Annotated in this window: 19 protein-coding genes; 7 read left to right on the top strand and 12 right to left on the bottom strand. The window is 54.4% G+C overall.

The window, feature by feature from the left end:
* The first annotated feature begins 143 nt into the window (after positions 1-143).
* The 5 genes from KTE_RS10785 to KTE_RS10765 all read left to right on the top strand — a co-directional run bounded on the left by KTE_RS10785 (position 144) and on the right by KTE_RS10765 (position 6,726).
* Entirely contained in the window at positions 144-2,288 is a 2,145-nt protein-coding gene (locus KTE_RS10785; protein WP_201380897.1) for a MerR family transcriptional regulator, read from the top strand.
* 319 nt (positions 2,289-2,607) lie between these two features.
* Positions 2,608-3,252 carry a hypothetical protein gene (locus KTE_RS10780; RefSeq protein ID WP_201380895.1) on the top strand — a complete coding sequence of 215 codons (645 nt, stop codon included), beginning with the start codon at positions 2,608-2,610 and terminating at the stop codon, positions 3,250-3,252.
* A 101-nt stretch (positions 3,253-3,353) separates the two neighbouring features.
* Positions 3,354-4,256 (top strand): transcription termination factor Rho, encoded by a 903-nt coding sequence (gene rho / locus KTE_RS10775; protein ID WP_201370733.1) that lies wholly within the window; start codon positions 3,354-3,356, stop codon positions 4,254-4,256.
* 317 nt (positions 4,257-4,573) lie between these two features.
* Entirely contained in the window at positions 4,574-5,332 is a 759-nt protein-coding gene (locus tag KTE_RS10770; protein ID WP_201380893.1) for a zinc ribbon domain-containing protein, read from the top strand.
* 86 nt (positions 5,333-5,418) lie between these two features.
* Positions 5,419-6,726 (top strand): thymidine phosphorylase, encoded by a 1,308-nt coding sequence (locus KTE_RS10765; protein ID WP_201380891.1) that lies wholly within the window; start codon positions 5,419-5,421, stop codon positions 6,724-6,726.
* A 65-nt stretch (positions 6,727-6,791) separates the two neighbouring features.
* On the opposite strand, the gene KTE_RS10760 is transcribed toward KTE_RS10765, so the two are convergent.
* The 8 genes from KTE_RS10760 to dnaB form a co-directional block, all read right to left on the bottom strand.
* The gene (locus KTE_RS10760) at positions 6,792-9,401 is read right to left on the bottom strand and encodes a protein kinase (RefSeq protein WP_201380889.1); all 2,610 of its coding nucleotides are present in this window, start codon (positions 9,399-9,401) and stop codon (positions 6,792-6,794) included.
* Positions 9,402-9,913: 512 nt separating this feature from the next.
* Entirely contained in the window at positions 9,914-11,770 is a 1,857-nt protein-coding gene (locus KTE_RS10755) for a hypothetical protein (protein WP_201380887.1), read from the bottom strand.
* 8 nt (positions 11,771-11,778) lie between these two features.
* Positions 11,779-12,612, bottom strand: coding sequence for an alpha/beta fold hydrolase (locus KTE_RS10750; protein ID WP_201380885.1), 834 nt, complete (start codon positions 12,610-12,612; stop codon positions 11,779-11,781).
* A gap of 47 nt (positions 12,613-12,659) precedes the next feature.
* Entirely contained in the window at positions 12,660-13,367 is a 708-nt protein-coding gene (locus KTE_RS10745; protein WP_201380883.1) for a class I SAM-dependent methyltransferase, read from the bottom strand.
* Between the two features lie 199 nt (positions 13,368-13,566).
* Entirely contained in the window at positions 13,567-14,223 is a 657-nt protein-coding gene (gene clpP, locus KTE_RS10740; protein WP_305068353.1) for an ATP-dependent Clp endopeptidase proteolytic subunit ClpP, read from the bottom strand.
* A gap of 255 nt (positions 14,224-14,478) precedes the next feature.
* Complete coding sequence (locus KTE_RS10735; RefSeq protein ID WP_201380882.1) at positions 14,479-16,254, bottom strand: ATP-binding protein; 1,776 nt, start codon at positions 16,252-16,254, stop codon at positions 14,479-14,481.
* The gene (locus KTE_RS10730; RefSeq protein ID WP_201380881.1) at positions 16,242-17,000 is read right to left on the bottom strand and encodes a DnaD domain-containing protein; all 759 of its coding nucleotides are present in this window, start codon (positions 16,998-17,000) and stop codon (positions 16,242-16,244) included. The genes KTE_RS10735 and KTE_RS10730 overlap by 13 nt, the downstream gene beginning before the upstream one ends.
* Before the next feature lie 18 nt (positions 17,001-17,018).
* Positions 17,019-18,365 carry a replicative DNA helicase gene (dnaB, locus tag KTE_RS10725; RefSeq protein ID WP_201380880.1) on the bottom strand — a complete coding sequence of 449 codons (1,347 nt, stop codon included), beginning with the start codon at positions 18,363-18,365 and terminating at the stop codon, positions 17,019-17,021.
* 503 nt (positions 18,366-18,868) lie between these two features.
* Here dnaB and KTE_RS10720 point away from each other — a divergent pair.
* Both KTE_RS10720 and KTE_RS10715 read left to right on the top strand, forming a co-directional pair.
* The gene (locus KTE_RS10720) at positions 18,869-19,840 is read left to right on the top strand and encodes a peptidylprolyl isomerase (protein WP_201380879.1); all 972 of its coding nucleotides are present in this window, start codon (positions 18,869-18,871) and stop codon (positions 19,838-19,840) included.
* 83 nt (positions 19,841-19,923) lie between these two features.
* Positions 19,924-20,436: a peptidylprolyl isomerase gene (locus KTE_RS10715; protein ID WP_201380878.1), complete on the top strand. Its 513-nt coding sequence runs from the start codon at positions 19,924-19,926 to the stop codon at positions 20,434-20,436.
* Between the two features lie 113 nt (positions 20,437-20,549).
* Here KTE_RS10715 and KTE_RS10710 read toward each other — a convergent pair whose 3' ends face one another.
* From KTE_RS10710 to lepB (KTE_RS10695), 4 genes are all read right to left on the bottom strand, one after another.
* On the bottom strand, positions 20,550-21,824 hold the full coding sequence (locus KTE_RS10710; RefSeq protein ID WP_201380876.1) for a phosphatidylserine/phosphatidylglycerophosphate/cardiolipin synthase family protein: 1,275 nt from the start codon (positions 21,822-21,824) through the stop codon (positions 20,550-20,552).
* 438 nt (positions 21,825-22,262) lie between these two features.
* On the bottom strand, positions 22,263-22,799 hold the full coding sequence (gene lepB / locus KTE_RS10705; protein WP_236600358.1) for a signal peptidase I: 537 nt from the start codon (positions 22,797-22,799) through the stop codon (positions 22,263-22,265).
* 226 nt (positions 22,800-23,025) lie between these two features.
* Positions 23,026-23,586: a hypothetical protein gene (locus KTE_RS10700; RefSeq protein ID WP_201380872.1), complete on the bottom strand. Its 561-nt coding sequence runs from the start codon at positions 23,584-23,586 to the stop codon at positions 23,026-23,028.
* Positions 23,587-23,745: 159 nt separating this feature from the next.
* Positions 23,746-24,300 carry a signal peptidase I gene (gene lepB / locus KTE_RS10695; protein ID WP_201380870.1) on the bottom strand — a complete coding sequence of 185 codons (555 nt, stop codon included), beginning with the start codon at positions 24,298-24,300 and terminating at the stop codon, positions 23,746-23,748.
* Between the last annotated feature and the right edge of the window lie 121 nt (positions 24,301-24,421).

Genomic DNA, 24,421 nt, shown 5'->3' with positions numbered 1-24,421 from the left:
ACCTGGTCTCTATTAGCTATACAAAAGAAGTTTGATATGTTACTATTATATAAAGCGTTTGCAGGGTTGCGTGGTGCATTTATGAAGATGAAAGACGATATTGACCAGAGCTGGCTTGAGTGTGCCAGAATAGGATATGCATTATGGATGAACGAAGTGTGCACCGCATACAAGAACACCTGCAACAGGAAGATGTGCAGCGACGTATACAGCGTTATATGGAGAAGGGGCATGCCGAGGCCTCTGTCACGATTAGCCGGGCCGCCGAGCTCTTTAATTTGAGCGAGAATCGGTTGCGTGACTGGGAGGAGTATGGTTTGCTCTCTCCGTTGCGTCCTACGGGCCCCAAGGGGCGGCGCCTCTATACGCCTGCCGAATTGGATAAGCTCGCGATTATTCGTGAATTGATTGATGCTGGCTATGCGCCCAGTGATATTCCTCCTACCATCAAGTTACTATGGAATGCTGTAAGTCCCCATCCCATCCATTCCTATTATCCCTCACCAATATCCTCCGGTGACGTTCACCCACAAGCCGATTTACCTATCAACCGGCGTATAGAGCAGGCCCGTGAGGAGGCCTTCTGGCGTTTTTATGTCTCACAAACCCTACGCCTGGCGTTGATGTTGATTTGTCAGGATCTCCCCAACACGAATGCATGCCTGATCTTGCCATTGGAGCAGGCTCATACCCTGAATGTGCCGCCTCAACGTGTGGAGGACCTGGAAAACCTGGGGGAGTCGCTCGTGGGCCTACTGGACCAGAACCTGGCTTCACATACGCTCTGGACGATGACACCCACCTTTGAGTATGCTTCTGACTATCGTATCCTCTCCCTGGTGCCGATGACGGAAGATGTCCCCGAGGGGCTATCACACGAACGCGCCTTTATTTTGCTTGATCGGCGCTCACGTAAATTGTCACTGAGCGCGCCCCTGGTCGAGACGCTCTCCCGCTTGCTGGCTCCGCTTTATGCCGAAGCTCCGCGTTTTCGTGTCTGTTTCGGCCCGGGAACTCGCGATGCTATAGATATTGTGCCGAATCTGAATGATACCTTGCTAGGCGAAGATCGCACCCTCAAGGGGATATGTGAAATGGTGGTGCGGCTAGGTGGGGTATCTGCAACAGGGCACCCTTGCTGGCACTATAGCTGTCTCCTATTGCCAAACTATCCGCCCTCCATCCTCTCTTTGCAGCAACGTGCGCTCCTGGTTCGTGCTCAAAGCAAGCAGGGGCCATTTAAAGTAGGCGTGACGCGTTTTGACCCGCAAGATATCGCTACCACTCCCATTGTGCGTGCCTTTCAGGTAGGGCGTATTCTCTTGCAGCCCATTATTCCTGTGTTGGAAGAGCCAGTCCTGGGAAGGCTGGAGGAGGGCGAGCGCATACGCTCGGCTGTTGCCATTCCTATTATGGGGCGTGAAGGGATCGCGATTGGCGTCCTCTATGTTGCTTCGCAACAAGCGGAGGCATTTCAAGAGCGCGACCTGCGTGTTTTGCGTGTCATAGAAAATATGTTGGGAAGTCTACTAGAGACGTATTATGCACGCTTATTGCCACTGAAGGGTTTGCGTACGAGTATCGAGGTCCCTGCCGTGGTAGACCCGTTCTTTCAGGAGTTTCTCTCTGAAAACGAGTTCGCCTCTCATGTAGAAGAACTGTTGTACGCGATTCAGGGGCGCAGAGAGTTTAGTATGCGCGAGGTCGTCTCGTTTATTGCCCTGGATATCGATAATATGAGTAGCCTGGCGAATAAGTATGGCGACCGCATGGCACGTGATCTGAGCCACGAAGTAGGCCTGCGGATTCAAGGCCAGTTGCGTGCCTTCAAAGACAACGCTGAATGCGAACTCTATCGTATTAGCGCAGACCGTTTCTATATCATGCTCAAAGGGATGCCCCTGGAGCAGGCGCAGGCCAAGGCCGAACTCTTGCGTACAGTGCTCAGTGGTTCTTATCAGATCGACCCCCAGCGCGTTCCAGCGGGCCAGCCAACTCTCCCAGCCAACAAAGTAGCTTTAAATGGCATTACTGTCCGCCTGGGCGTATCATTTTACTACTATGCCAAGCTACAGGAAATCTTACAACGCTACACAGCGCATAATGCCCTGGTCGAGGCGAGGCTTCTTATCGAGCGCTTCCTGGACGAGGTTCTTGATATTGCTAAACGTGAGGGCGGCAATGTGGTCATGAGTTGGGACCCTCATCAGCGTGGCTATGTACGCCTGCCTGGCGCCCCAACCGCAGTCGTTCCGGCCCCCATAAGCCCCTCAATATCCACTTCATAGAGAGGAAAGAAGTGTTTCATATTCTGTAGAACTGCCTGCTTGTAGTATCTACATAGCCATTTTAGGTACAGTTATAAAGGCTAAGCATGTTTTTGTAGAAGTCTTCTGTATACTTATCTTTAATACAAAGCTAACGTGTAAACATCTTTATGTTCACAGCCTCGCTATGGGGGTAAGTATATGGGTTGTGGTAGAGTGGGCTGGCAAAGCTAGCCCACCACCACAACTCATGTACAATGAGCCACGCAGTGGCGAAGTCTCTCACTCATCTGCGGATGAGCGCTTGTGAGGTATACGTTAGCAAAGGGAGAGTATACACATGGGCGTAAAGGTATTTGTTCTGGGGCGTCCAGGCAGTGGAAAGTCTACCGGAGCTCGATATATCAGATACCTGGCTGAGCAGGCCAGTTGGAGCAGTGCACATTTTAATGATTACCATATTTTACAAGAAATGTTTCTCGCTGATACGGAGCATAAGCAATTTCGTCCTACCGAGCATAACGGGTTTGACGCCATTGACCTCTCGGTTCTCGATTGTGCCTTACAGGAATTAGAGCGCCGGGTGCAGCTAATAAGCGCGACCACGGATCTCGTCACTATTGAGTTTGCCCGCGATGACTATCATGCGGCCTTTAAACATTTTAGCCCTGCCTTTCTGCGTGATGCCTCTGTGTTATTTCTTCATGCCGATCTGGATACTTGCTTACAGCGTGTGCATGAGCGTGTGAGCTGTGCCTTTTCGGCGGACGATCACCCCTCCTTCTCCGACGACATTTTTAAGCGCTATTATGCTCACGATGAGACAGAGTATATTTTAACTTTCTTGAAGCATGAATATGGGATAGGACAGGAGGTGTGTGTGCTCAATAATATGAGTGGTCTGGAGCATCTCCAGAGAGGCCTGGAGCTGTTTGTGCAGAATACTCTCTTATTGCCGAGTAAAGTGCTCTCCCTAACCGCCTAAGTGGCATAGTATACCTCTCCATAACCTCTACTTTTTCATTGACTACATGTGATACAGTTATGGGTGAGTCGTCCGCTAGTACAGAGGAGGTTTGAGGTTTCGTGGCTTCCATACATATCCCCTTTGAGAAGCTCACACCAGTTCATCCACGGCGCCGTATTACACTGGAGACGGAAGCTAAGCCCATCTCAACACGTGTGATTGACCTGTTGATTCCGCTGGGATTTGGGCAACGCGCCCTGGTTGTCGCGCCACCCCAGGCTGGAAAGACAACCATTTTACGCCAGATATCGACCGCGGTTTTGCGGAACTATCCCCAGGCTTACTTATTCTTGTGTCTCGTTGATGAGCGCCCAGAAGAGGTGACTGAATGGCGCTCTGAGATTCAAGGTCCCCAGGTCAGGCACTATGCCTCCAGTTTTGATCAGCGCATAAGTAAACATGGCTACATCGTTGAGCAGGCTCTCTTCGATGCCAAGCGTGCAGTGGAACAAGGTGCTGACGTCATTATTATTCTAGACTCTCTGACGCGCCTGGCACGGGTGCATAATTTGCAGCCTGATATGTGGCGTCAGGGGCGAGGAGGGCGCACCCTTTCGGGTGGTATCGACGCCCAGGCGCTGGAGATTGGGCGGCGCACCTTTGGTGCTGCTCGTGCCCTCGACGAGGGTGGTAGCCTCACGATTGTGGCAAGCTGCCTGGTCGAGACAGGGAGTCGCCTGGACGAGGTCGTCTACGAGGAGTTTAAAGGGACAGGCAATTTAGAGATACGGCTCTCACGCGAGATGGCTGATAAGCGTATCTTTCCAGCCATTAATATCACGTCTTCAAGTACGCGCCAGGAAGAACGCCTGCTAAGCGAAGAGGATCTGAAAGCGGCAACAGATATACGCCGCCGTATGGCGCCCCTTCCTAAATGGGATGGGAATGAGCAGGCAATTCGCCTCTTCGAGAAGACCAGCAGCAATAGTCAACTGGTGAATGCTATTCTCAAACAGGCGTAAATAGAATTTGAATTAGAATTCAAGGGCGCGCTTACGTCTACCTCAATATATGTAGTATGTATGCATCGTTGTGTCTTGCTACCAGAAGTCAATGTTGGCAGACACTAAAAGGCATCTGACACATCCCAGGGAGAATGTCAGGTGGTGGGGTGGTATTTCCGCGTACTTCTTATCCGAATTCCTGAGCGCGCTTGTTCCCGAATGGGGGAAGCGCTAGTCACACAAGTGACGCGCCCCCGAATGGGGGTTTGGGTTTCGGAATAAGATCTTAGAAGCGGATGTGTCATTGATGCTGCAAGTGAACTGGAGGAACCAGTATGCGTTGTCCTTACTGTGGAGAACCAAATAATAACGCCAGCGCGTCCTTTTGTATTCGTTGCGGTCGAGATCTTAAGACGGGTGCCCAGGTTCGACCACGCCAGCGATCGTTTCAACCACCCCAGGGAGCACCCGCGCCGCACAATATGAGCCAGCCGCAGCCGGGGTCTGGGCCATACTATGCCCCTTCTTCATACCAGGTGCCGGGTGGAGCTGTCAATCCCATGCCAGCCAATATCCCAGGGCAACGGCAGCCAGGCACACCCACCCAATCTGGGAGAGCCACGCGGCCAAAGGCGTCCTCTGGACAAGTAGCCAGGCGTGAAGAGCTTAATCTGTTAACGCCAATCATGGCGCCTGTTCAAGGTCCACAGGCTCCTGAATCCTTCCCACCGCGTACTTTCGCGCAATTGATTGCCTTAGAGAGGGAGGCCCTGGACTACAAGGTGCTGAGCGACGACCAGGGCTATGGGCGCAAGAAGATCATTAAGATTGAGTTTGCGCGTTCTGTTCCCTGGCTCCAGGTGGCGACACTGCTCAATGCGCTCAGCAAGTATCGCTCGACCTCATCTGATACAATTATTATACAAGGCAGCTACCCACAGAGCTCCAATCTGTATGATTTCAGCAACGGGCAGCTGCAATATGACCATAATGTGCGCCTGGGAAGCCAGATGGTTGATCGCTACCTCATTGATAGTGGGACGGGCTTAGAGAGTGATGGGGTACGTATTGTGTTTACAGAGCGAGGTAAGTAAGAGCGGCTACGACTTGTGTATCTCCAGGCGCAGATGAGCAATGAGAATACGTAGAGGATCTGTAGTAAAAGGGAGCCTGGAGATATATGCAAGCTGTAGAGCTTATACGAAAGAAGCGGGACGGAGGCGTCCTCGATACCGACGAAATTAACTGGCTTATTGAGCAATATACTCAGGGAGCGGTTCCCGATTATCAGATGGCGGCATGGCTCATGACCGTTTGTTGGCGAGGAATGGACGCGCGCGAAACACGCGACCTGACCATGGCCATGGTGCATTCAGGAGATGAATTGCATGTGCGCGATATCGTCTCGCCTGTGATTGATAAACATAGTACCGGGGGCGTCGGAGACAAGGTTACCCTGGCGGTAGCGCCCCTGGCCGCCGCGTGTGGCATCGCGGTAGGAAAGATGACCGGGCGCGGCCTGGGCCACACCGGCGGAACGGTTGATAAGCTTGAATCGGTCCAGGGCTTTCGTCCTGAACTGACGCGTGAAGAATTTGTACGTATCCTCAAGTCAGAAGGCGTTGTGCTCGCGGGCCAATCGGCGGACCTGGCGCCAGCCGATGGCAAGATGTATGCCTTGCGTGACGTCACTGGAACAGTTGAGAGTATTCCCCTGATTGCCGCCAGCATTATGAGTAAAAAACTGGCCATTGGCTGCTCCCACCTGCTCCTTGATGTCAAATTTGGTAGTGGCGCGTTTATGAAGACAGTCGAGAAGGCACGCGAACTGGCCCAGGCCATGGTAGACATTGGCCGCTTGGCCGGGATACACACCGTAGCCGCCCTGACCTCGATGGAGCAGCCGCTAGGGTGCGCAGTGGGCAATGCACTGGAAATGATGGAGGCCATCGCGATCCTGCGTGGTGAAGGGCCAGAGGACGTCAGTGAGCTCTGCTACCATGATGTGGCCGAATTGCTGGTCATGACCGGAAAGGTGCAGACCATGGATATGGCGGAGCAACAGGTGCAGCAAGCTATCCGTTCAGGTGCGGGCCTGGCGAAGCTGGCGGCAGTGATCGCGGCCCAGGGAGGAGACGCTCGCCAGGTCGAGCAGCCGCACTTATTGCCGCAAGCACCTTACAAAGTGATGCTGACATCACCCCACACAGGTTATATCGCGGCCATTAACGCGGAAGCCATAGGCTTGGCCAGCATGCGCCTGGGGGCCGGGCGCTTCCGAAAAGGCGAGCCGATCGATCATCGCACGGGCCTGGTCTTGCAAGCCAAGGTCGGCGCCTATCGGCAGGCCGGAGAGTCTCTGGTGGAGGTGCATGCACGTAGTGAAGCAGAGGCGCGTGACCTCTTTGAGACTCTGCTGGCGTGCTACCGCTGGAGCGATACACCAGTACAACCAGGAGCACTTATTCACGAGGTAATCCGTCCATAAGCATATTTTGTTCTAGCTTAGGAGGCGGGAGGCAGCGTTTGCGTAAATGCTGCCTCCCGCCTTTTTTATTTGCCTATAGGTTCCTTCGGGTTGGTGCCTTCTGTAGGAGTGTTCTGCCCGGGGGCCAGGGTTGGCGTGTTCTGCATGGATGCCTGAGTAGGAGTGTTCTGTATTGGTGCCTGGGTAGGGGGAATGCTCTGTGGTTGGGTTGCGTGAGGGAGCGTCAGGGTGAGTTGCATAAAGTCGGCTGTAGGGATGCCGGGATCACGTGTGCCGCGCAGAAGGTAGAAGTGTCCCTGTGCGTCACATGTGGCCGTTCCCAGGAGCGAACCCCCATTGGGAATGTCAGGCAGAGCACTGGCATGCAGGGTCTTCAGATCAAGCAGCCAGGAACGAGCCAGGCTACTATTATGTGTTGCGTCGAAGCCGCCAAGCATAACGAGTTGATCGCTGGAGGGGGCGCAACTGGAGCTACCACTCAGTGGAGTGGGGAGGGTTGCCTGCTCCTTATGCCAGGCGTTATGCGCGCTATCGTAGCGGTAGATCGCGTTCGAGGGATGTGCCTGGGCGGCATCGCTTGCGCCGCCAAGCAGAAGGATCTGATTTTGCGAGGTAAGTGCCAGCATCACATAGCCCAGGCCCTGGGGGAGAGGGGCGAGCGCCTGCCATTGACCGGTATGTGGCGTGTAGCGATACCAGCCCGTCCCTGCGACCGTCTGCCCTGCACCAGCCTTGCTAAACCCCTGTGTCAGGTAGACATCGCCCTGCTGATCAGTGAGCATTGAGAGACCAAAACCAAGAGGAATATCCTGGTTGGGGATGATTTTATTGAGTGAGCCATCTGCCAGTCGGTACTGATAGAGGGCAGATGAAACGGAGTAAGTATCTGTCGAGTACCCATTGGCGAAGAGCAGATTACCATAGGTATCGTGAGCAATGGCGTTATTGAGCATGCCAGGGAAGGCGCCATTCGTGGTTGGAGCCTGCTCCCAGCGCCCGCTACTGATATCATAGCGGTAGAGGTGACGGTCATATTTAGGGTTTTGTTTAGGGCCACGGTAGCCGCCAGTCATATAGACATAGGAGCGCCCCTCGACCTGGGCAAACGTTGAGGCGTTATCCGCGACGGGCACTGGCGGCGAAGCCAGTTGATGCCAACTGGCTGTGTGACCAATATCAAGCGACTCAGCGCCAGGAGGATTAGGATTGTCACCTGGCGAACCTGCCTGGCTGAGCAGAAAGGGTGTGCCATAAAAGTAGGCCACACTCGCTGAGATGAGCAAGAGCAACAGGAGGGCAAACATCAGGAACGTCAGCGCACGTGTCTCACTACGAGTTTGCTTGGCTGAAGCGTTGACAGCGAGCGCCGCGGGAATGCCATTGGTCGCTGCGGAAGATGCAGGCCTGTATTGAGGCCTGGGAGTAGGCACATTGCGTGGCTGAGGTGTAGGCGTCGGTGGGCTGTATGGCCGAGGCGTAGCATGCTTGCCCTGGCGTCGTAAGCGCTGTAAGTGTTGCCTGGTCTGACGGCGCCCATCTAGTATCTGCGCCAGGAACGCTGGTGAGGGTCGTACGTTGGAGAGGGAGAGGGGGACAAGAGACGAAGCAAAATTGTCGCCAGCATTCAAGTCCTGGTGTAAGTCTGCGGCCTGATCTTCTTTGCGCGCAGCCTGTAGCGAAGACGATGGCGTGGGAAAGGCATGTAAATGGTTGAGGTGCTCTTCATACGCGGCTCGTTCTTCAATCACATACACGCGCTCAAGGGCCTGAGCAAAGAGGGACGCATTCTGATAGCGTTGGGCCGGGTCCGGGCGTGTCGCAAGATTCACGAGGCCTTGTAGCGCGGACGAGACTTTGGTCTGGATCGGGCGTGGCTCATCCTTCATAAGCGCAGAAGGGGCCACACGCTGTCCTGTAAGCATCTCGTGCAGAATAACGCCCAGGCTGAAGAGATCGGAGCGCCCATCTGTCTGTGAGCCGCCATTATACTGCTCGGGTGACGCATAGCCTGGAGAGCCAAAGCCGGTTGTGTCGGTGCTCTGCCCCTCTTTGTAGTAGCGCGCGATGCCATAATCGATCAGCATCAGCATGCCGTTGGGCATCAGCATAATATTTGAGGGCTTGAGATCGCGATAGATAACAGGCGTCTGCTGTTGATGCAGGTAGGCCAGGACATCGCAAAGCTGGGTCGCGTAATTGAGTGCTTCCAGGGGTGGCAAAGGGGCATGCTGGCTCAGGTAATTGTTGAGGGAGATGCCGGGTACATAATCCATCACCAGGTGCCACGACCCATGCTCATGAAAGTAATCATAGAGCGTAGGGATGGCGGGATGCTGTAGGCGTAATAGGAGCAGGGCCTCGCGCGTAAAACGGTCTGTATGCTCCCCTCCACTCACGGGAAAGCGTCCCGGAGGCGCAGGATGAGGATCAGCGATCACATCGTCGGGGTGCAAAATCTGCTCTAACTCAGCTACAGCGCTCTCAGCGAGAGGGCTATCTGCGAGGGCTTGTTTGATCGCAAATGGCGTCCCGAGGCGTGTGTGGGTTGCGAGGAGTACCTTGCCCATGCCGCCGCGACCGAGAATGCGTTGAATCTGGTAGTCTCCATTATGGAGATACGTTACAGAGGAATCGGATGCTTGTGAGTGCGTGGGTTGTTGCATGTTGCCTGGCATTGCTCTGCTTCTCCCTTCCAACTTTCCACCAATAGCTTCTCTTCCTACTTCTGACCCGAACACCCTGAGCGCGAAGCGCTAGACACGCCAGTGAAGGCTTGTCCCCGAATGGGGATGGGGTTCGGAATAAGATCTTAAGAAGTATTCTAGTCAGGCGTACGAGAAAAAGGGAGCGAAGCGATATCGACTCTGCTGGAAAATTGGGAAACGCCCCCTCTCGGTAGGGACCAGCTTTAGCGCGTCCAAATGCCATTCATGGCAGTGCGGCGCAAGCCAAAATCTTGGGTGAGTTAGGAGACCAAGCGCGACAGAATGGTTTAGGCTGCGCCTACAGGCGATTAATCGCCTTCGGACGCGCTAAAGCTGGTCCCTACCGCTCTGGGAAGCGCCTTGCGTTAGGGCTTCCTCTCTGTTGGCAACTTATTCGTACAAAATTTTTCCGCAGTATCTTTATCTGCTCCCCTATTTCTTGTAATTCTATACTCTCTCTATTGTACTAGAAATGCGGAGGATTAGCTATGTGGCCAGAGCGAACCTAACCAGTGTCCTAGCCTGTTTATGGCTGTTGTCGGTGTTTTTCTATATGAGGAAGGCGAGATCGCTTCTGGTTTGGGTTGATATGGAGTGCGATTGCGTGCGACCTGGGCCATGAGTGCATGGTGGCGGCGAATTGCAAAGGCCTGGCGAGGAGAGGAGGCTTCCAGCCTCTTCAGGAAGGGGCTCATAGGAGGCAAGGCCAGGAGAGGCCGGACAAGGGGATAAAGCGACCAGTAGAGGGTAAAGATCGCGGATTGACGCCCCAATTGGAGCCAGGCCGTGATCCATCCCAGAATTTCGGTTGGCGTGAGGGTAGAGAGGGCCAGGCGATAGATCGCCGGGTAATATTTAGGTGTATTCAGCACGACACGTGTATAGTCGAGCCAGCCGATGCGATCCTTAAAGAAATCATTGGTGACGCGAGGTCCAAGGTCATACAGGACGCGACAGAAGACATTCAGCGTCTCGTTGACCTGCCAGGGGACTTCGCGCCCGGTGGGTTTCGCAATCATGAATTTGCTAAAGGCGCGTGCTACGGCTGGAACGGCCTCGGAGGCTCGAATTTTGTCGAGGTTGGAAGCGCTCAGTAAATCATGCTCCAGGGTGTAGGCCAGGAGGGTCGTAATACGGCGCAGATTGCGGACGTAGGAGCCGAAGCCACAGAAGGTGAGCGGCGATTGAAAGGCCGCGGCATCGCCCAGGGAGATGACGCGATCATAGGCCAGGACCTTCTGCTCTTGCTGCCAGGGAAGGGTAATGTTGTAGCCCGCAGGAATGAAGCCATAGACTGGCTTGAGGATCTCCACCTCGCTTGTGTCTTTGTAATCAGGAAGCAGGGCGAAGAAATCATCAAAGAGTTCAAACAGGTCGACGCGCTGCCCCGTTTCCGCGTAGTAGAAGAGATAGATCGCGATCTGCTCGTTGCGTCCAGGAAAAGCCTCCCAGATAAGCTGCCGCTCGCGCCGCGCATCTTCCGTGGTCACCAATATCTCTCCTAGCGCGGAATCAATCGCGTCCGGAGCAGAATCCTGCTTATATCCGCGCGCGACTGTGCCCACGGTTGGGCAGACAAGCGAGAAGGGGCGGCCACAATTGAGCTGACAGGCGATGGGCGAGGTTGAACCCATACCATCGACCAGGAGGTGGGCGGCATAGAGGTGCGTCTCGTTATGAGTGCTTACATGTACATTGACATTGCGCTGTGGATCGACAACGCAGCGCTCAAAGGTCGTCTGGTGCAGGATAAGGTTGGCCTGGTCTCCTCGTGGCTGATGAGCCTGGATTTTCTGTACACACAATTGGGTGAGCCGCTCCGCATCGACGGCGATGTTGAGCACATCTTGTAAGTGAAGCTCTGCCGCGGGTACCCCAATATGCTCAGAGGAGAAGCGCACCAGGCCATCCATGTACTCGCGCTGAATAATCTGTTCGAGTTCTTCAGATGTCAGTAAGCCAACAGCCAGCAGTTCATTGAGTTCCTCGCGCGAGATGTTCCATTCGCGATGGATCGCTCCCACTGTGAAGCGGTCAAAGACGAGCACGCGCAGGTTATAGCGCAGCGTCATCACGGCGGCGTGCAGGAGGTTGAGGCCCCCACCCGCGTAGATAATGTCAAAGGTATCGACGGCTGGTAGATCCTGAGTAATGCCATTGGCGACAACTTCGACATACTTCTTCTCCGAACGAGATGCACCTGAAAGCAGCAATCCCTGCCAGGCCTGGTTGAGGTCCTGAATGCGGCGGAGATGCTCTTCTGCCTGGGGAATATGCGCGAATGCAGCAGCCAGGTGAGGGTAGCGCATAGAGAGCTGATCCAGGTGTGTCTGCTGCATTGTTTTTCCTATAGTTCCTTCAGGAAAGGAGTCACGGCATTCATAAAGTGAGCGAAGCGGTCGCGCCGGATATTATGCCCCGCTCCTTCGATATGCACCACCTGGCAGCGTAGATTGATCTGCTGAAGCTCGCTGGCCAGGGAAGGCGTGACGATGGCTCCACGCTGGTTCTCGCCGGTGATGATCAAACTGGGGCAGGTGATACGCGCAACCACTTCGCGCCAGGGTGTCTGGCGCCAGGGGACCTGTAAGCTGTCCGCAATATGTCCAAAGACGGCCATATCGAATTGGTCCTGAGCCGTCATCCAGGGACCGAGATCATCGGTGGTCCAGAGTGGTTGCTCAAACTGTGCCTGCTCCAGGCGATCCTCATGCGAGAGATCCTTCTGGCTCTGGATATAGGTCTTCCAGTGCTCGACCTCGATTTTGTGGTGCTCATCGCTCTCGTCCTGGGCCTCCCACCAGGCGGGATCCTCAAGCACGAGGGCGCGTACCAGGTCAGGGCGTTGAGCGGCTACAACCGCTGCGTTACTCGCTCCCATGGAGTGCCCCATGAGAATGGCCTGCTGAATGCCAAGCGCTTCAAGCAAGGCGATGGTATCGTTGGCCAGGTCTTGATAGGTAAAGCCAGGTGTTTGCTCAATGCTGGTCAGACCATGAAAGCGCGCATCCGGAAGTAGAATATCGAAATCGCGTGCAAGCGTTTCGGCGACACGCCGCCCATTGAGGCCATTGTCATAGAAGCCATGAAGGAAGACAATAGGAGGCTTTTCGCCGCCAGTGCGCAGGTAGTGAATTGTGAGACCATTTGCCTCAACGGTTTGAGAAGGCCAGCGTACCATGAATAGAAACTCCTTAAGACAGTTTTTCCTCTATTGTAATTTTTCCCCTATTGTAGTTTTTCCCCTATTGTAATATACACTTCCCACCGGGAACTATGGATGCGCTCGTTGCGGCGGCGTAGATTGAAACGCTCTAATGGTATGAGGCGCCCAAACTCAGCATCGGGTAATACATCGGTCACGAATTCCTCGCCGATGATGTTTTGGTGTTGCCTGCTCCTCGTGGATGCGCTCCTCTTGTGAGGTCCATAGACGAGCAGTTGAAGCAAGACAAGGATCGGCTGAAGTGCCCCAACGGGCAGGAGTTGTGAGCCGAGGACGACAATCAGCCGCCCGCCCGGGCGTAGCACCCTGGCCACCTCGGCAATAGTATCCGGATCGAAAATGTATTCACTGGGAAAGGTACTGACAACGGCATCGAAAGAGGCATCACTAAAGGGCAGTGCCTGGGCCGAACCCTGAATAATCAGCCCCGAGGTGCCAACGTGGCGTTTGCGCAAGGTGTCGCGTGCGGCAGAGACCATTTCGGGCGAGTGCTCCACGGCCTGGCAGGTGTAACCGGCTTCGAGCATATCTGCCAGCAGGTCTCCAAGTCCACAGCCCAGTTCCAGCACATGTTGTCCCTGAATACGCGAGAGGACAAGGCGTTGCCAGGTACGCCACTGGCCCGCGAAGGGGACGGTGCTGGCGAAGCGATAGAGATAGCGATTGCGGTAGAGCGTTTCGAAAAGCGCTTTGCGTAAGGTTGGAAGCATCGTAACCTCTCCTCGCGCCTGCGGCGCTCGCCTGGGTTGTGGGTGTGGTGCTCCCTGGTGGTAGACCACCACCAGGGAGCACCACACCCACAACCCAAAAGTAAGTTGCATATAGCGTTAGAAAAAGAGGCGCCGCACAGTAAAGTGTGCGGCGCTTCCATGTATGATACTACGTCTGAAGTCAGATGCGCGACGAGAATTACTCCTCGTTGCTAGGATTGAGAACATCATCGACCAGGCCGTACTCAACTGCCTGCTGTGCGCTGAGGTAGTAGTTACGGTCAGAGTCCTGCATGATGCGCTCGATGGTCTGGCCTGTATGCTTGGCAAGAATCTCATAGAGATTGCGGCGCAAGCGCAGGATCTCGCGCGCGGTAATCTCGATATCGGCGGCCTGGCCTTCCGCGCCACCGAGAGGCTGGTGGATCAGCACGGTGGAGTTCGGAAGAGCATAGCGTTTGCCCTTCTGGCCAGCGGCCAGAATGACTGCGCCCATGCTCATTGCCATACCCATGCAGAAGGTGGAGACGTCAGGACGTAGCCACTGCATGGTGTCGTAGATCGCGAGACCGGCGTAGATGACACCACCTGGTGAGTTGATGTACATCTGGATGTCTTTGGTAGCGTCCTCGCTCTGGAGATACAACAACTGGGCGACTACGCTGTTGGCAACCTGATCATCGATGGGGGTACCCACGAAGATGATGCGCTCTTTCAGCAAGCGAGAGTAGAGATCCCAACTGCGCTCACCGCGAGGTGTTGACTCGACGACGGCGGGAATGATGCCGCGTGGCTCCAGAAATTCATTGGACTCCTTGACCCATTTCGGATCACGGGGATTGAAAACACTACCCATGTTAACTCCTCACTTTATCTATCACGCTCTCCCTTCCAGGGTGGAAGGGCATAAACCTGTTACAGGAACGATGTGTGCGCAAGAAGCCCACGATGTGGGGATATTTACCGTTATGATAGCACCTGGATGTGTCAAACGCAAGGACAAGAAGTTCTGACATGCAAAAGCATGTTGTTAAGTTAAAGGAAGTATATGGATGTGATGCGGGCAGCCGTTGGCTGCCCGCATCACATCCATATACTTCCTTTAGGGTTATTATTCGTTGCGGCCGGGATGAACGGGGCGATAATCTTGTGATTGGTTCATATTGACGCGGCGCACCAGGCTGATATCGCCCAGGCGCGAGCGGATGCGCTCATCGATATCCTGTAGGCCCTTAGGATTAGCGGTAATCACCGTTGGCATGCTCATGTTGTAGCGATAGTTTAAGAGCTGGAAGAGCTTCTCTTTGGCCCATTGAGAGCTTTGCTGCGCCCCCAGGTCGTCGAGGATGAGTACCCCCGCTTCGCGCATCTTAGAGAAGAGCTGGTCGTATACCTCGGTGGCATTGGGGGCGAAGGCTGCCCGCAGGTGATCGAGGAGGTCGGGAACCACGGAGAAGAGCACGACATCGCCCGCCTCTAGCCGCTGGTGTGCAATGGAGAGTCCCAGGTGTGTCTTGCCGCAACCGTTGGGGCCGATCAGGAGTAGCCAGCCCTGGGGGTCGTGCGCGAACTCCCAGGCGGCCCGATAGGCCTCATAGACGCCGGGGCGTTGGGGATTAAACGTATCAAAATTGAAGTCCTGGTAGGCATCCAGGTTCGACATCTCGCGTAACTGGGTGCGGCGTTTCTCTTTGACCTCAGCAACCTTGCAGGTACAGGGAATGGGCTTGCCAAAGTTGGGATGGCCAAAGTTGACATTGGCGCGTAGATAGCCCGCGCCTTTGCAATGGGGGCAGCGTGCTCGTGCTGGCTGTAAGGCCCGGCTTTCGACTGGCTCCGGCAGACGTGGGCGCCTGGCGATGTCGCGCGTGATAGCCTCACGAAAGGCCTCTGTCTCCAGGCGCTCACGGCGGAGTTCTTCCAGGTGGCGCGGATCGAGTGGCTGTGTAACACGAGCATGATACTGAGGCTGCGCGACCGGGGGCTGAGCCGCAACCGGCAGTTGGGGCTGTGGCGCGCGCGTAGGTGGCAGGTGTGGTTGTATCTGCTGTCCAGGGTGAGATGGCATTGGCATGCTCATATCACGGGTAGTGTGGCCCGTACGTGGCGGCGTGGGCGTGTTGTAGCGTGCCGCGGGCGGTTGCCCGGGGCGTGGCGCATAGTTAGGCTGATAGGGCGCATGAAACGGCGACGTTTGGAGCGTCTCTACATCTGTATGCTGCGCATCATAGGCGACTGGATTGTGATTGGGATTATTATAATAATTATTATTGTAGCTCTCGTCGCTGTCCCCTTCCCAATCACCATACATTATCCCTGGACCATCCTCGTACCCTTCTTCATTGCTCCACTCCTCAACGACGTCTGCTGGTAGGGCATGGGCGTAGTCATCGTGATGGTAGGGAGGATAGCCAGGGCGAGACGGCATCGGCGCCCTGGGTGCCTGCCCCTGGGTGCGTCGTGGTTGTGCCGGGTAGTGCGTCGCGGTCGTGCTATTGAGTGGTGGCTGGACACCTGAGCCACGCGGACGAGGGCGTGCGGGTAGCTCATAGGCCTCGCCTTCGTAGGTCTGACCGCTTTCTGTATAGGGATAGTCGGTAAAGGCCGCTGTCTGCGGATCGCCCTGCCCGCCAGAGAGGAAGCGTGTGGTGGGTATTGAAGGCATCTGCGGCGCCTGTGCCTGGTTGGCTGGCGGCAACTCCGCTCTCCGATTGTCTGGGCGCATACGTGCCTCGGGCTGTGGATGACGCGGATAGGCGGCTGGACGTGGCTGAGCCGCGCCCATAGGCGTGCCTGGGCGACGATGCTGTTGCTCATCCGTATTTATATTTATATTTGGCTGGCGCCTGGATTGTGTGCGACTAAAAATACGATTCAGGCTCTCCATGATTGCCTGCCTTCCGTTTCCCAGCGCTTAAGAATAGCGCGAATATAACTCCAACTGCGTTTATTATTTTCTACGGCTTCGCGAAACGCATCCTCAATCCACTCTGGTGGGAGGCGCTCGGCATAATCTTCTAGCTGTTGCGCGATCATCGGACCAAGCAGTCCAATGTTTTGTTCATAGAGTGTAAAGATATTTGGTCGATCAACCTGAACCTGCGCATAGGCTGGGTCTGCCGGGGACGGCGGAGCATGCCCTCTAGATGTAGCATACTCCCTCGCAGCAACAGGCCGTTTCTGTTCAGGAAGCTCATGCTCTTCGTCCACTTTCAACAAGCTGCCCGGCATCATCTCACCGCCCTCGATCGCCTCAACCACCTTGCGGCTGCGGGCAGTATTGAAGAAGTACCAGGCAATGACGTCATCGCCCTCACTCAGGAGGCGTAAATGGACGCATAGCAGCGTGCCACGCGCGACCGCTTGCTCCAGGCCATGTTGTAGACGCTCTTCTGGCGGGCGTGGGTCTCCACGACGCCTGAGACCCTGTAATAGGAGCTGATCACCAAGTAACTGCCTATCGCTCACACAGCGCGGATTACCTTGCATACGCGCCAGAACCCAGAAGAGATGCAGGGTCACCTTCAACTCGGCGCTATCTTCAATCTCCGGCAGCAATTGTGTAAAAAAGACCTCTGGTATCGGCACAAAGGGATTATTTTTCCCGGCAGGGAATCCGGCAAACGCATTCATAGCTGTCCACCTCCACCCTTACTCTTCGACGCTCGACGAGACATCGACTTCCAGGTCCGCAAAGCGCGTCTGGCTCGCCTTGAAGAAGAGGCTCACCTCACCCACAGGGCCATTTCTATGCTTGGCAACGATTATATCTGCAATATTTTTACGCTCAGTATCAGGATTATATACTTCATCTCTGTAAATGAACATCACTATATCGCTATCTTGCTCGATACTCCCAGATTCTCTCAGATCGGAGAGCTGGGGGACCTTGGATTGGCGGCTCTCGACGGTACGGGAGAGCTGCGCCAGGGCCAGCACGGGCACATCAAGTTCACGGGCCAGACCCTTCAGGTTACGGCTGATCTCGGAGACCTCCTGCACGCGGTTCTCGTTGCGCTTGCCGCCGACGGAGGATTGCATGAGCTGGAGGTAGTCGACGATGATCAGGTCCAATCCTCCCTGCTCACTGGCGAGGCGGCGTGCCTTACTGCGCATCTCCATGGTGGAGATGCCCGCCGTATCGTCGATGTAGATGCGTGCCTGCGAGAGGCGCCCCATGGCCTGTTCGATACTTCCCCAATCTTCGTCCTCGATCCAGCCAGTACGCAGGCGTTGCTGGTCGATGCCAGCCTCCATAGAGAGGAAGCGCTGCACCAGCTGCTCCTTACTCATCTCCAGACTGAAGACGGCTACGCTGTGCTTGTAGTCGACAGCGGCATTGCGCGCCAGGCTCAGGGCAAATGAGGTTTTACCAACGGCGGGACGCGCCGCCAGGATGAGCAGGTCCGAGCGTTGGAGACCGCCCGTCAGGCGGTCGAGATCGGTGAAGCCGGTTGGCACGCCTACGATGGTGCCACGACGCTCATGTAGTTGCTCCAGCTTCACTAAATAGCTGGTGAGAACGTCGTTAATGGCGGAGAAATCTGAGCGGGACGTGCTCTGGCTGATCTCAAAGATAAGCTGCTCGGCTTTGTCCAGAGCCACGTCGGCATCGCCCTCATCATAAGCCACGGCGGCGATCTGCCCGGCGGCGTGAATCAGGCGCCGGAGGATGGCGGTACGGGATACGATACGCCCATAGTGCTCAACGTTGGCACTGGTGGGGACGAGGTTGACAAGCGAGGTAATATAGTCGGCCCCGCCGACCTCTTCGAGCTTTCCCTGCTGCTCTAGCTCGTCACAAATGGTGATAAAGTCGGCTGGCTCATGTTGCTCGTAAAGCTGAACAATAACTTCAAAGATGACGCGGTGCGCGTCGCGGTAGAAGTCTTCGGCGCGTAGAAAGTCTGCCACCTGAACAATAGCTTCAGGATCGATAATGATACTCCCAAGTACACCGCACTCGGCCTCTACATTTTGCGGTAGCAGTTTTTCCACGTCAGCGACTCCAGCATCTACGAATAACTAAGAAAAATATGATATTTATTTCAGATGGAAAAGTGTGTGCTCAAAGTGTAACGAATCTGGCGCTCGAAATCAAATGCCAGGAACGGCTGTGCTATGTGGATATGTGGATAACTTCGCGTCAAAACGGCAGATTCTGTGGGTAGGAAAAAGGTTATTTCTCACTTATCCACCAAAGAATGGGAGTTATCCCCACTTAAAAGCAGTTATCCCCGAACTTATCCACATACTTATCCACAAAAATTGGCATGATTGTGGATAAGTACAAGTAGGAAAGTTGGTATGTGAGGGGGAAACCTGTCCTAGGAGGAAGTGAGATGTATGAGGGGAGTCAAGTGGGGAAGAGAGCGAGAACGAAGGAAATAGTAGCCTGGAGGAGGGCTTGACCCAACCATGCAAGAGGTTTATTATAACACAAAGAATTATGCGGTATAGAGGACCACCGCATAAGAAAAAAGGAGCATCGCTAAGAACCCATGCCAAAGACGACAAAACGTACAGCCACAAAACGGGCGGCGCGCATAGCGAAAGCGCACGCTACTGAACTGCCAAAGGTTGAGCCAAAAGTTGCCCAGCAGTCCCAGCAGCGGCGGACTCCAAAGCAGCAAGCGCCAGCTCGTGGGATAGCACGATATCCATGGGCGATTACCATGTCTATCCTGGTTATCGCAGCCGGCGTCGCCCTCCTGTATTTCAACCACGTTGGCCCTTTCGCGCCTCCAGCTAAACAAGCTTCAAACGCGAAGAAGGCGACTGCCATTGCGACGCTCGCTCCAGAAGTGAAAGCGAAGGCAACCACGGTAGTCGCGAGTATGCCAGCGGATCATAAGCAGGCCTTCACCAGTTCTAATTGTCTCAAGTCTGATATCCTGAGCAAGATTACTGATACCGCCGCGGCTCCGAGTTCTGCAGACAAGGACAAAATTAAGCACAGCTACGATAAGGCCCCGGCTATGACCATCAACCAGAAGACGACCTACTGCGTTGGCATCAATACCAATCGCGGATTGATCGTCCTCGAACTGATGCCCCAGTGGGCGCCTGAGACTGTCAATAATTTTGTCTACCTGGCGCAGAACAAGTTCTATGATGGTCTGACCTTCCATCGCGTCCTGAAAGACGCTGGCAACCTTCAGATCGCCCAGGGTGGTGATCCCAAGGGTGATGGCACGGGTGGCCCTGGCTATACTCTGCCTGACGAGACGGGGAAAAATGGCGATTATACCGCAGGCACGATCTCAATGGCGCGCAGCGATAAAGTCTCTGGTAGTCAGTTCTTCCTTAACACTGGCGACAACTCCACTGGCCTGAAGGGACAAAACTTTAACACCTTCGGCTGGGTTGTCAAAGGTATGGACGTCGCTCTGGCCCTGCAAGGTCCAAGCGATAGCAACAAGAACATTACCTCTGATGTAATGAATCACGTACTTGTTGTTCCTGCCTCCTAAAGGTACAATGTAAGGGGTACAGTGCATTGTGTCTGTACACAGTGCACTGTTTTTTTGTTGTTAGTTTTAGGAGGATGTTTTTCGTGGCCAAGCAATATAACAGTGCGCCTGCACTGCAAATTGATCCCAAGAAGAAATATACTGCCGTCATGCATACCAGCAAGGGCGATATTCGCATCGAGCTATTCGCCGCACAGGCACCAATAACGGTCAACAACTTTGTCTTCCTGGCGCGTGAGGGTTTCTATAACAACACCACTTTCCATCGTGTCATTGGTGGTTTTATGGCCCAGGGTGGTGATCCCACGGGTACTGGCATGGGTGGTCCCGGCTATAAATTCAATGACGAGCAGGGTGCGCTCGGCCTTAAGCATGACAAGGCCGGTATTCTCTCGATGGCCAACGCGGGGCCAAACACAAACGGCTCTCAGTTCTTTATCACGCATGGTCCTACGCCTCACCTCAATGGTCGTCATGGCGTCTTCGGCCAAGTGGTCGACGGCATGGATGTGCTGATGGCTATTCGCGAGCGCGATCCACAGCGCGATCCACGGCCCGGCGATGAGATCAAGTCCATCGATATCATCGAGGAATAACTTTTCGCGCCTGCGGCGCTCATCTGAGTAAAATGATGTGGAGCGTGCTGGCAGCCGTAGGCTGCCAGCACGCTCCACATCATTTTACTCGAAAAAAATAGCCAGGACAGGGCTTAGAGGAAGGGGCGGAGTGGTCGCAGGAGATACTCGGCATATTTGTGGAGGCGTGGACGGCTCTCCCATTTTGCCAGAGATAGTTCACGGGCGTGGGTTGTATCGTTATGAAAGATAGTCTCCATCTGGGTCGCGAGTTCGCGATTATAGATGGCGAGGTTGATTTCATAGTTTCCAAGCATGCTCAGGCGGTCGATATTGGCAGTGCCGACCGTTGACCAGATGCCGTCGATGGTCGCGGTTTTAGCGTGCACCATGGCGTCCTGGTAGAGGAAGAGGCGAATGCCAGCCTTGAGACAGGCCGTATAAAAGGCACGCCCCAGCCAGTCGGCGATAACGTGATTAGAGATGGCTGGCAGGAGGATGCGTACATCAACGCCACGCTCGGCAGCTTTGAAGAGCAGGCGGATGAAAAAGCGATTGGGAATGAAGTAGGCCTGCGTCAGGTAGATTCGCTTGCGCGCCCGATCAATGACCTCATAGTAGGAGGCGCGGATGGGGAAGGTCAGAACGGAGGGTTCGTTACGAAAGAATTGAATGTAGGGGTCCCAATCACGTTTCGTACTCGCTGCCAGCCGTGGTAGATCTCGCGTGCGATGGGTGTTCCAGAAATCGACAAAAGTGGCCTCGACCTCCCAGGCATCGTGCCCGATGATGCGCGCATGTGTATCGCGCCAGTGTGTTGCGTAGAGACTGCCAATGTTATAGCCACCCAGGAAGGCCACGTGACTATCAACGACCAGGACCTTGCGGTGATCGCGTGCGTAGCTGGCCAGGCTTAAGGGATTGAAAGGGAGCGTGAGAAAGGGATAGGCTAGCATGTGAATCTGTGGCGCAAAAGAGGCAAAGAAGGTGTGTGACACAACGAGATTGGCGAAAGAATCGTAGATAACATAGACCTCGACGCCTCGGGCCGCTGCATGACCTAACGCGTCTCTGAATTGCCGTCCCACCGCATCACCCTTCCAGATAAAGGTCTCGATGAAGATATGTTTACGCGCGCTCTCGATGCTTGCCAGCATATCCGCGTAGAGATCCTCTCCATAGGTGTACAACTTGACCTCGGAATTGACGACGTGGACGGGGGAGGTTGGGATGCGGGTAAGATGCCCCTGGGGACGTGTCCGCTTGCGCCGCTGATCCACGACCAGTAAGATCATACTGACCACGAGGGCGGGCGCAAAGATTGCCATGAGCAGCCAGCAGAGCAAGCAGGAGAGCGAGAAGCGTGCTTTCCGGAAGGCAGGCCTGGGAATGTGTTCAGGCGTCGGCATAGAATAGTAACCCTCCAGTCTGACTGTTTGCTTCCATAGACAAAAAAGCGTACCACTATTACTATACAGAGTTGCCCATTAGTGGTTCGCTCACCGAATTCGTAGGGCCCATGCTGGCATGGACTAATACGCATCAAGTGAAGGGAAAAGCTCATGCATTGTAGCTGGGTCATCTGGAGGTCCGCCGCCCATGCAGGAGGGGCCTGTAGTGCTTCTAAAGGGGGCACCTACCAGGCCCCTCCTGCATGGACGGCTGCTCTTGTTGGCTGAGCGAAATCTGTTGCCCAGGGAAGAGAACGCCCCACGCCCGGCAGGAGAAAAAAGGTAGGTGCGCCCTTTAGAAGCACATCTTTTTTCTCCTGCATGGGCGTGGGAGGTAAGCAATACTCCTAAACTTGACGCGTATTGGTCCATGCCAGCATGGACCCTACGGGCTCTTTAGCGGTAGGCATCGGAGAAGTTATTGACGGATTGCCACTGGTCCAGGGGCCAGTAGACAAAAGCGGCCTTGCCGATAATATAGTCGCGTGGAACAAAGTCCCAGAGGCGCGAGTCGTCACTGGTGCGGCGATTATCGCCGAGCACAAAGTACTGGTTTGAGGGAACCTGCCAGGTTTTGGCGAAGGGATTGTCATAAGAAAGCCGTGTGTATGGCTCATGGAGCTGGCGACCGTTGATCCAGATATGTTCGCCATTGATAAGGATGCTATCGCCCGGCAGGCCAATGACGCGTTGCATATAGGCGATACGTGTATCGCGAGGATAGCGGAACACAATCACATCGCCGCGTTCAGGATTATGCGTGGTATATGCCAGCTTATTGACCAGCACCAGCGAAGATTGGACAATGGCTGGGCTCATACTTGTGCTGGTCACCTGGTAGCTTTGTAGGATGATACGGAAGGCAAAAAAGAGGATTGCCACAAAGACGGCGATTTCGACGCATTCTCGCACAAACTGTCGCTGGTTCAACACACCACTCCCTCTCCACATAACACAGCTTTTATCTTTACCTCTCTGATATTTGTAGGGTCCATGCTGGCATGGACTTCTCTCATGGGGCGAAACGCCTGGTTCGCGGGAGGAGTCCATGCCAGCATGGACCCTACAGATAGGACGCTCTACTTAACAGTATAGCTAAGCAGGTGGCTGGAGTAGTACCGAGTGGCTATGTTTGGGGAGACGTGAGGGGGAAAGTAGGCTATTCCCCTTCCTCTTCCTCTTCCTCTTGTTCCGCCCCATAATAGTAGGGATGGTTTAAGGTCGCGCGTATCGCGCCCCACTGTGAGAAGATACCACCAAAGAGACAGCCTATGACCAGGATCACCAACTCAACCGCGATGCCGCCAGCCACCTGGCCGCTATATTGTTGCCCCGAAATATTGCCAGGATAACCGGGGATATAGCGCAGGAGAAAGCTAGCGATATAGATGATAGCGACGGCCACGACACCAGTCCAGAAGGCGGGGCGGCGCACGATAATACGTTTGCCGGTGATAAAGCCAGCGATAAAGCAAAGAACGATATTGATGATAAGGGCGAGACAACCCAGGCCCAGGGCGAGATAAGTCCAGGGGCCAGCGGAGGCTTCACGAGCCTGGTTCGCATAGGCGGGCACGCTCAAAAAGTTGATGATCACGTTGAGCACAACGCCAATCAGGCCAAAGATCACACCCATGGTCAGGGCGCGACTGGTCGCGTTGGCTGGAGGAGCATAGACACCAGCATCCTCATTGGGATCGTAAGAAGATCGATTACGCATAGAACCTTTGTATTCCTCTTATACAATGTAACGCTTCGGCACACTTCGCGTTACCTGTAGGGGTAGTGCACGGTAGTGGTAACGCTTTGGCAAACAAACTGTTTGCGCTATGGCATTCGCCACTACACGTGTCGTGAAGCGCTTGAAGGCACGGACGAATTACTGCTTTCCAACTCCCGCGAAGGTATCGGAATGAGTATTAATAAATTTCCACCTGTTAACAGGCCAGTAGACGAGCACGGCCTTGCCGATGATATTGGCCTTGGGAACATAATCCCAGTAGCGTGAATCATCGCTCACAGGTCGATTGTCGCCTAGTACAAAGTATTGACCGGGTGGCACCTTCCATATTTTAGCAAAAGGATTGACTGGCGCACTAATATAAGCCTTTTCATCGAGAAGTTTATCATTTACCCAGACATGAGTACTATCTATGCGAACCGTGTCTCCAGGCAGACCAATGATGCGCTTGATATAGTCGACGCGAGGATCGCGCGGATAGTGAAAGACGATGACATCACCGCGCTCAGGGGCCTTAAAAATATAGGCCACCTTGTTAATGAGCACATACTCATTCGCATTGAGTGAAGGCTCCATGCTTTGCCCATCGACCTGGTAGGTTTGCACGACCAGGCGGATCAGAAAGAAGATCAAGAGTGTGAGGACAATGATCTCTACGAGTTCGCGTACAAGATGGGAACGTGGTTGTTTCAACGTTGAACCTCGCCTTTTCTTTTTTTATGTCAAGGGTTTTGCGCCGCTGGCTTAAAAGAACGTGGATGGCACGTGCGCACGACCCAGGATTATGCGGTAAAGATGGCCTCACGGATGAGGG

The organism is Ktedonobacter sp. SOSP1-85 (genome assembly GCF_016587415.1).
Taxonomy (GTDB): domain Bacteria; phylum Chloroflexota; class Ktedonobacteria; order Ktedonobacterales; family Ktedonobacteraceae; genus Ktedonobacter.
Note: the sequence above shows the minus strand (reverse complement) of the source record. Positions and strands in the feature narration are given on the sequence as shown.

Excerpts from the sequence above, each read along its gene's own strand:
- KTE_RS10785 (WP_201380897.1), top strand. The coding sequence starts at position 144 with ATGGATGAACGAAGTGTGCACCGCATACAAGAACACCTGCAACAGGAA.
- KTE_RS10780 (WP_201380895.1), top strand. The coding sequence starts at position 2,608 with ATGGGCGTAAAGGTATTTGTTCTGGGGCGTCCAGGCAGTGGAAAGTCT.
- KTE_RS10770 (WP_201380893.1), top strand. The coding sequence starts at position 4,574 with ATGCGTTGTCCTTACTGTGGAGAACCAAATAATAACGCCAGCGCGTCC.
- KTE_RS10765 (WP_201380891.1), top strand. The coding sequence starts at position 5,419 with ATGCAAGCTGTAGAGCTTATACGAAAGAAGCGGGACGGAGGCGTCCTC.
- KTE_RS10760 (WP_201380889.1), bottom strand. The coding sequence starts at position 9,401 with ATGCCAGGCAACATGCAACAACCCACGCACTCACAAGCATCCGATTCC.
- KTE_RS10755 (WP_201380887.1), bottom strand. The coding sequence starts at position 11,770 with ATGCAGCAGACACACCTGGATCAGCTCTCTATGCGCTACCCTCACCTG.
- KTE_RS10750 (WP_201380885.1), bottom strand. The coding sequence starts at position 12,612 with ATGGTACGCTGGCCTTCTCAAACCGTTGAGGCAAATGGTCTCACAATT.
- KTE_RS10745 (WP_201380883.1), bottom strand. The coding sequence starts at position 13,367 with ATGCTTCCAACCTTACGCAAAGCGCTTTTCGAAACGCTCTACCGCAAT.
- clpP (WP_305068353.1), bottom strand. The coding sequence starts at position 14,223 with ATGGGTAGTGTTTTCAATCCCCGTGATCCGAAATGGGTCAAGGAGTCC.
- KTE_RS10735 (WP_201380882.1), bottom strand. The coding sequence starts at position 16,254 with ATGGAGAGCCTGAATCGTATTTTTAGTCGCACACAATCCAGGCGCCAG.
- KTE_RS10730 (WP_201380881.1), bottom strand. The coding sequence starts at position 17,000 with ATGAATGCGTTTGCCGGATTCCCTGCCGGGAAAAATAATCCCTTTGTG.
- KTE_RS10720 (WP_201380879.1), top strand. The coding sequence starts at position 18,869 with ATGCCAAAGACGACAAAACGTACAGCCACAAAACGGGCGGCGCGCATA.
- KTE_RS10710 (WP_201380876.1), bottom strand. The coding sequence starts at position 21,824 with ATGCCGACGCCTGAACACATTCCCAGGCCTGCCTTCCGGAAAGCACGC.
- KTE_RS10700 (WP_201380872.1), bottom strand. The coding sequence starts at position 23,586 with ATGCGTAATCGATCTTCTTACGATCCCAATGAGGATGCTGGTGTCTAT.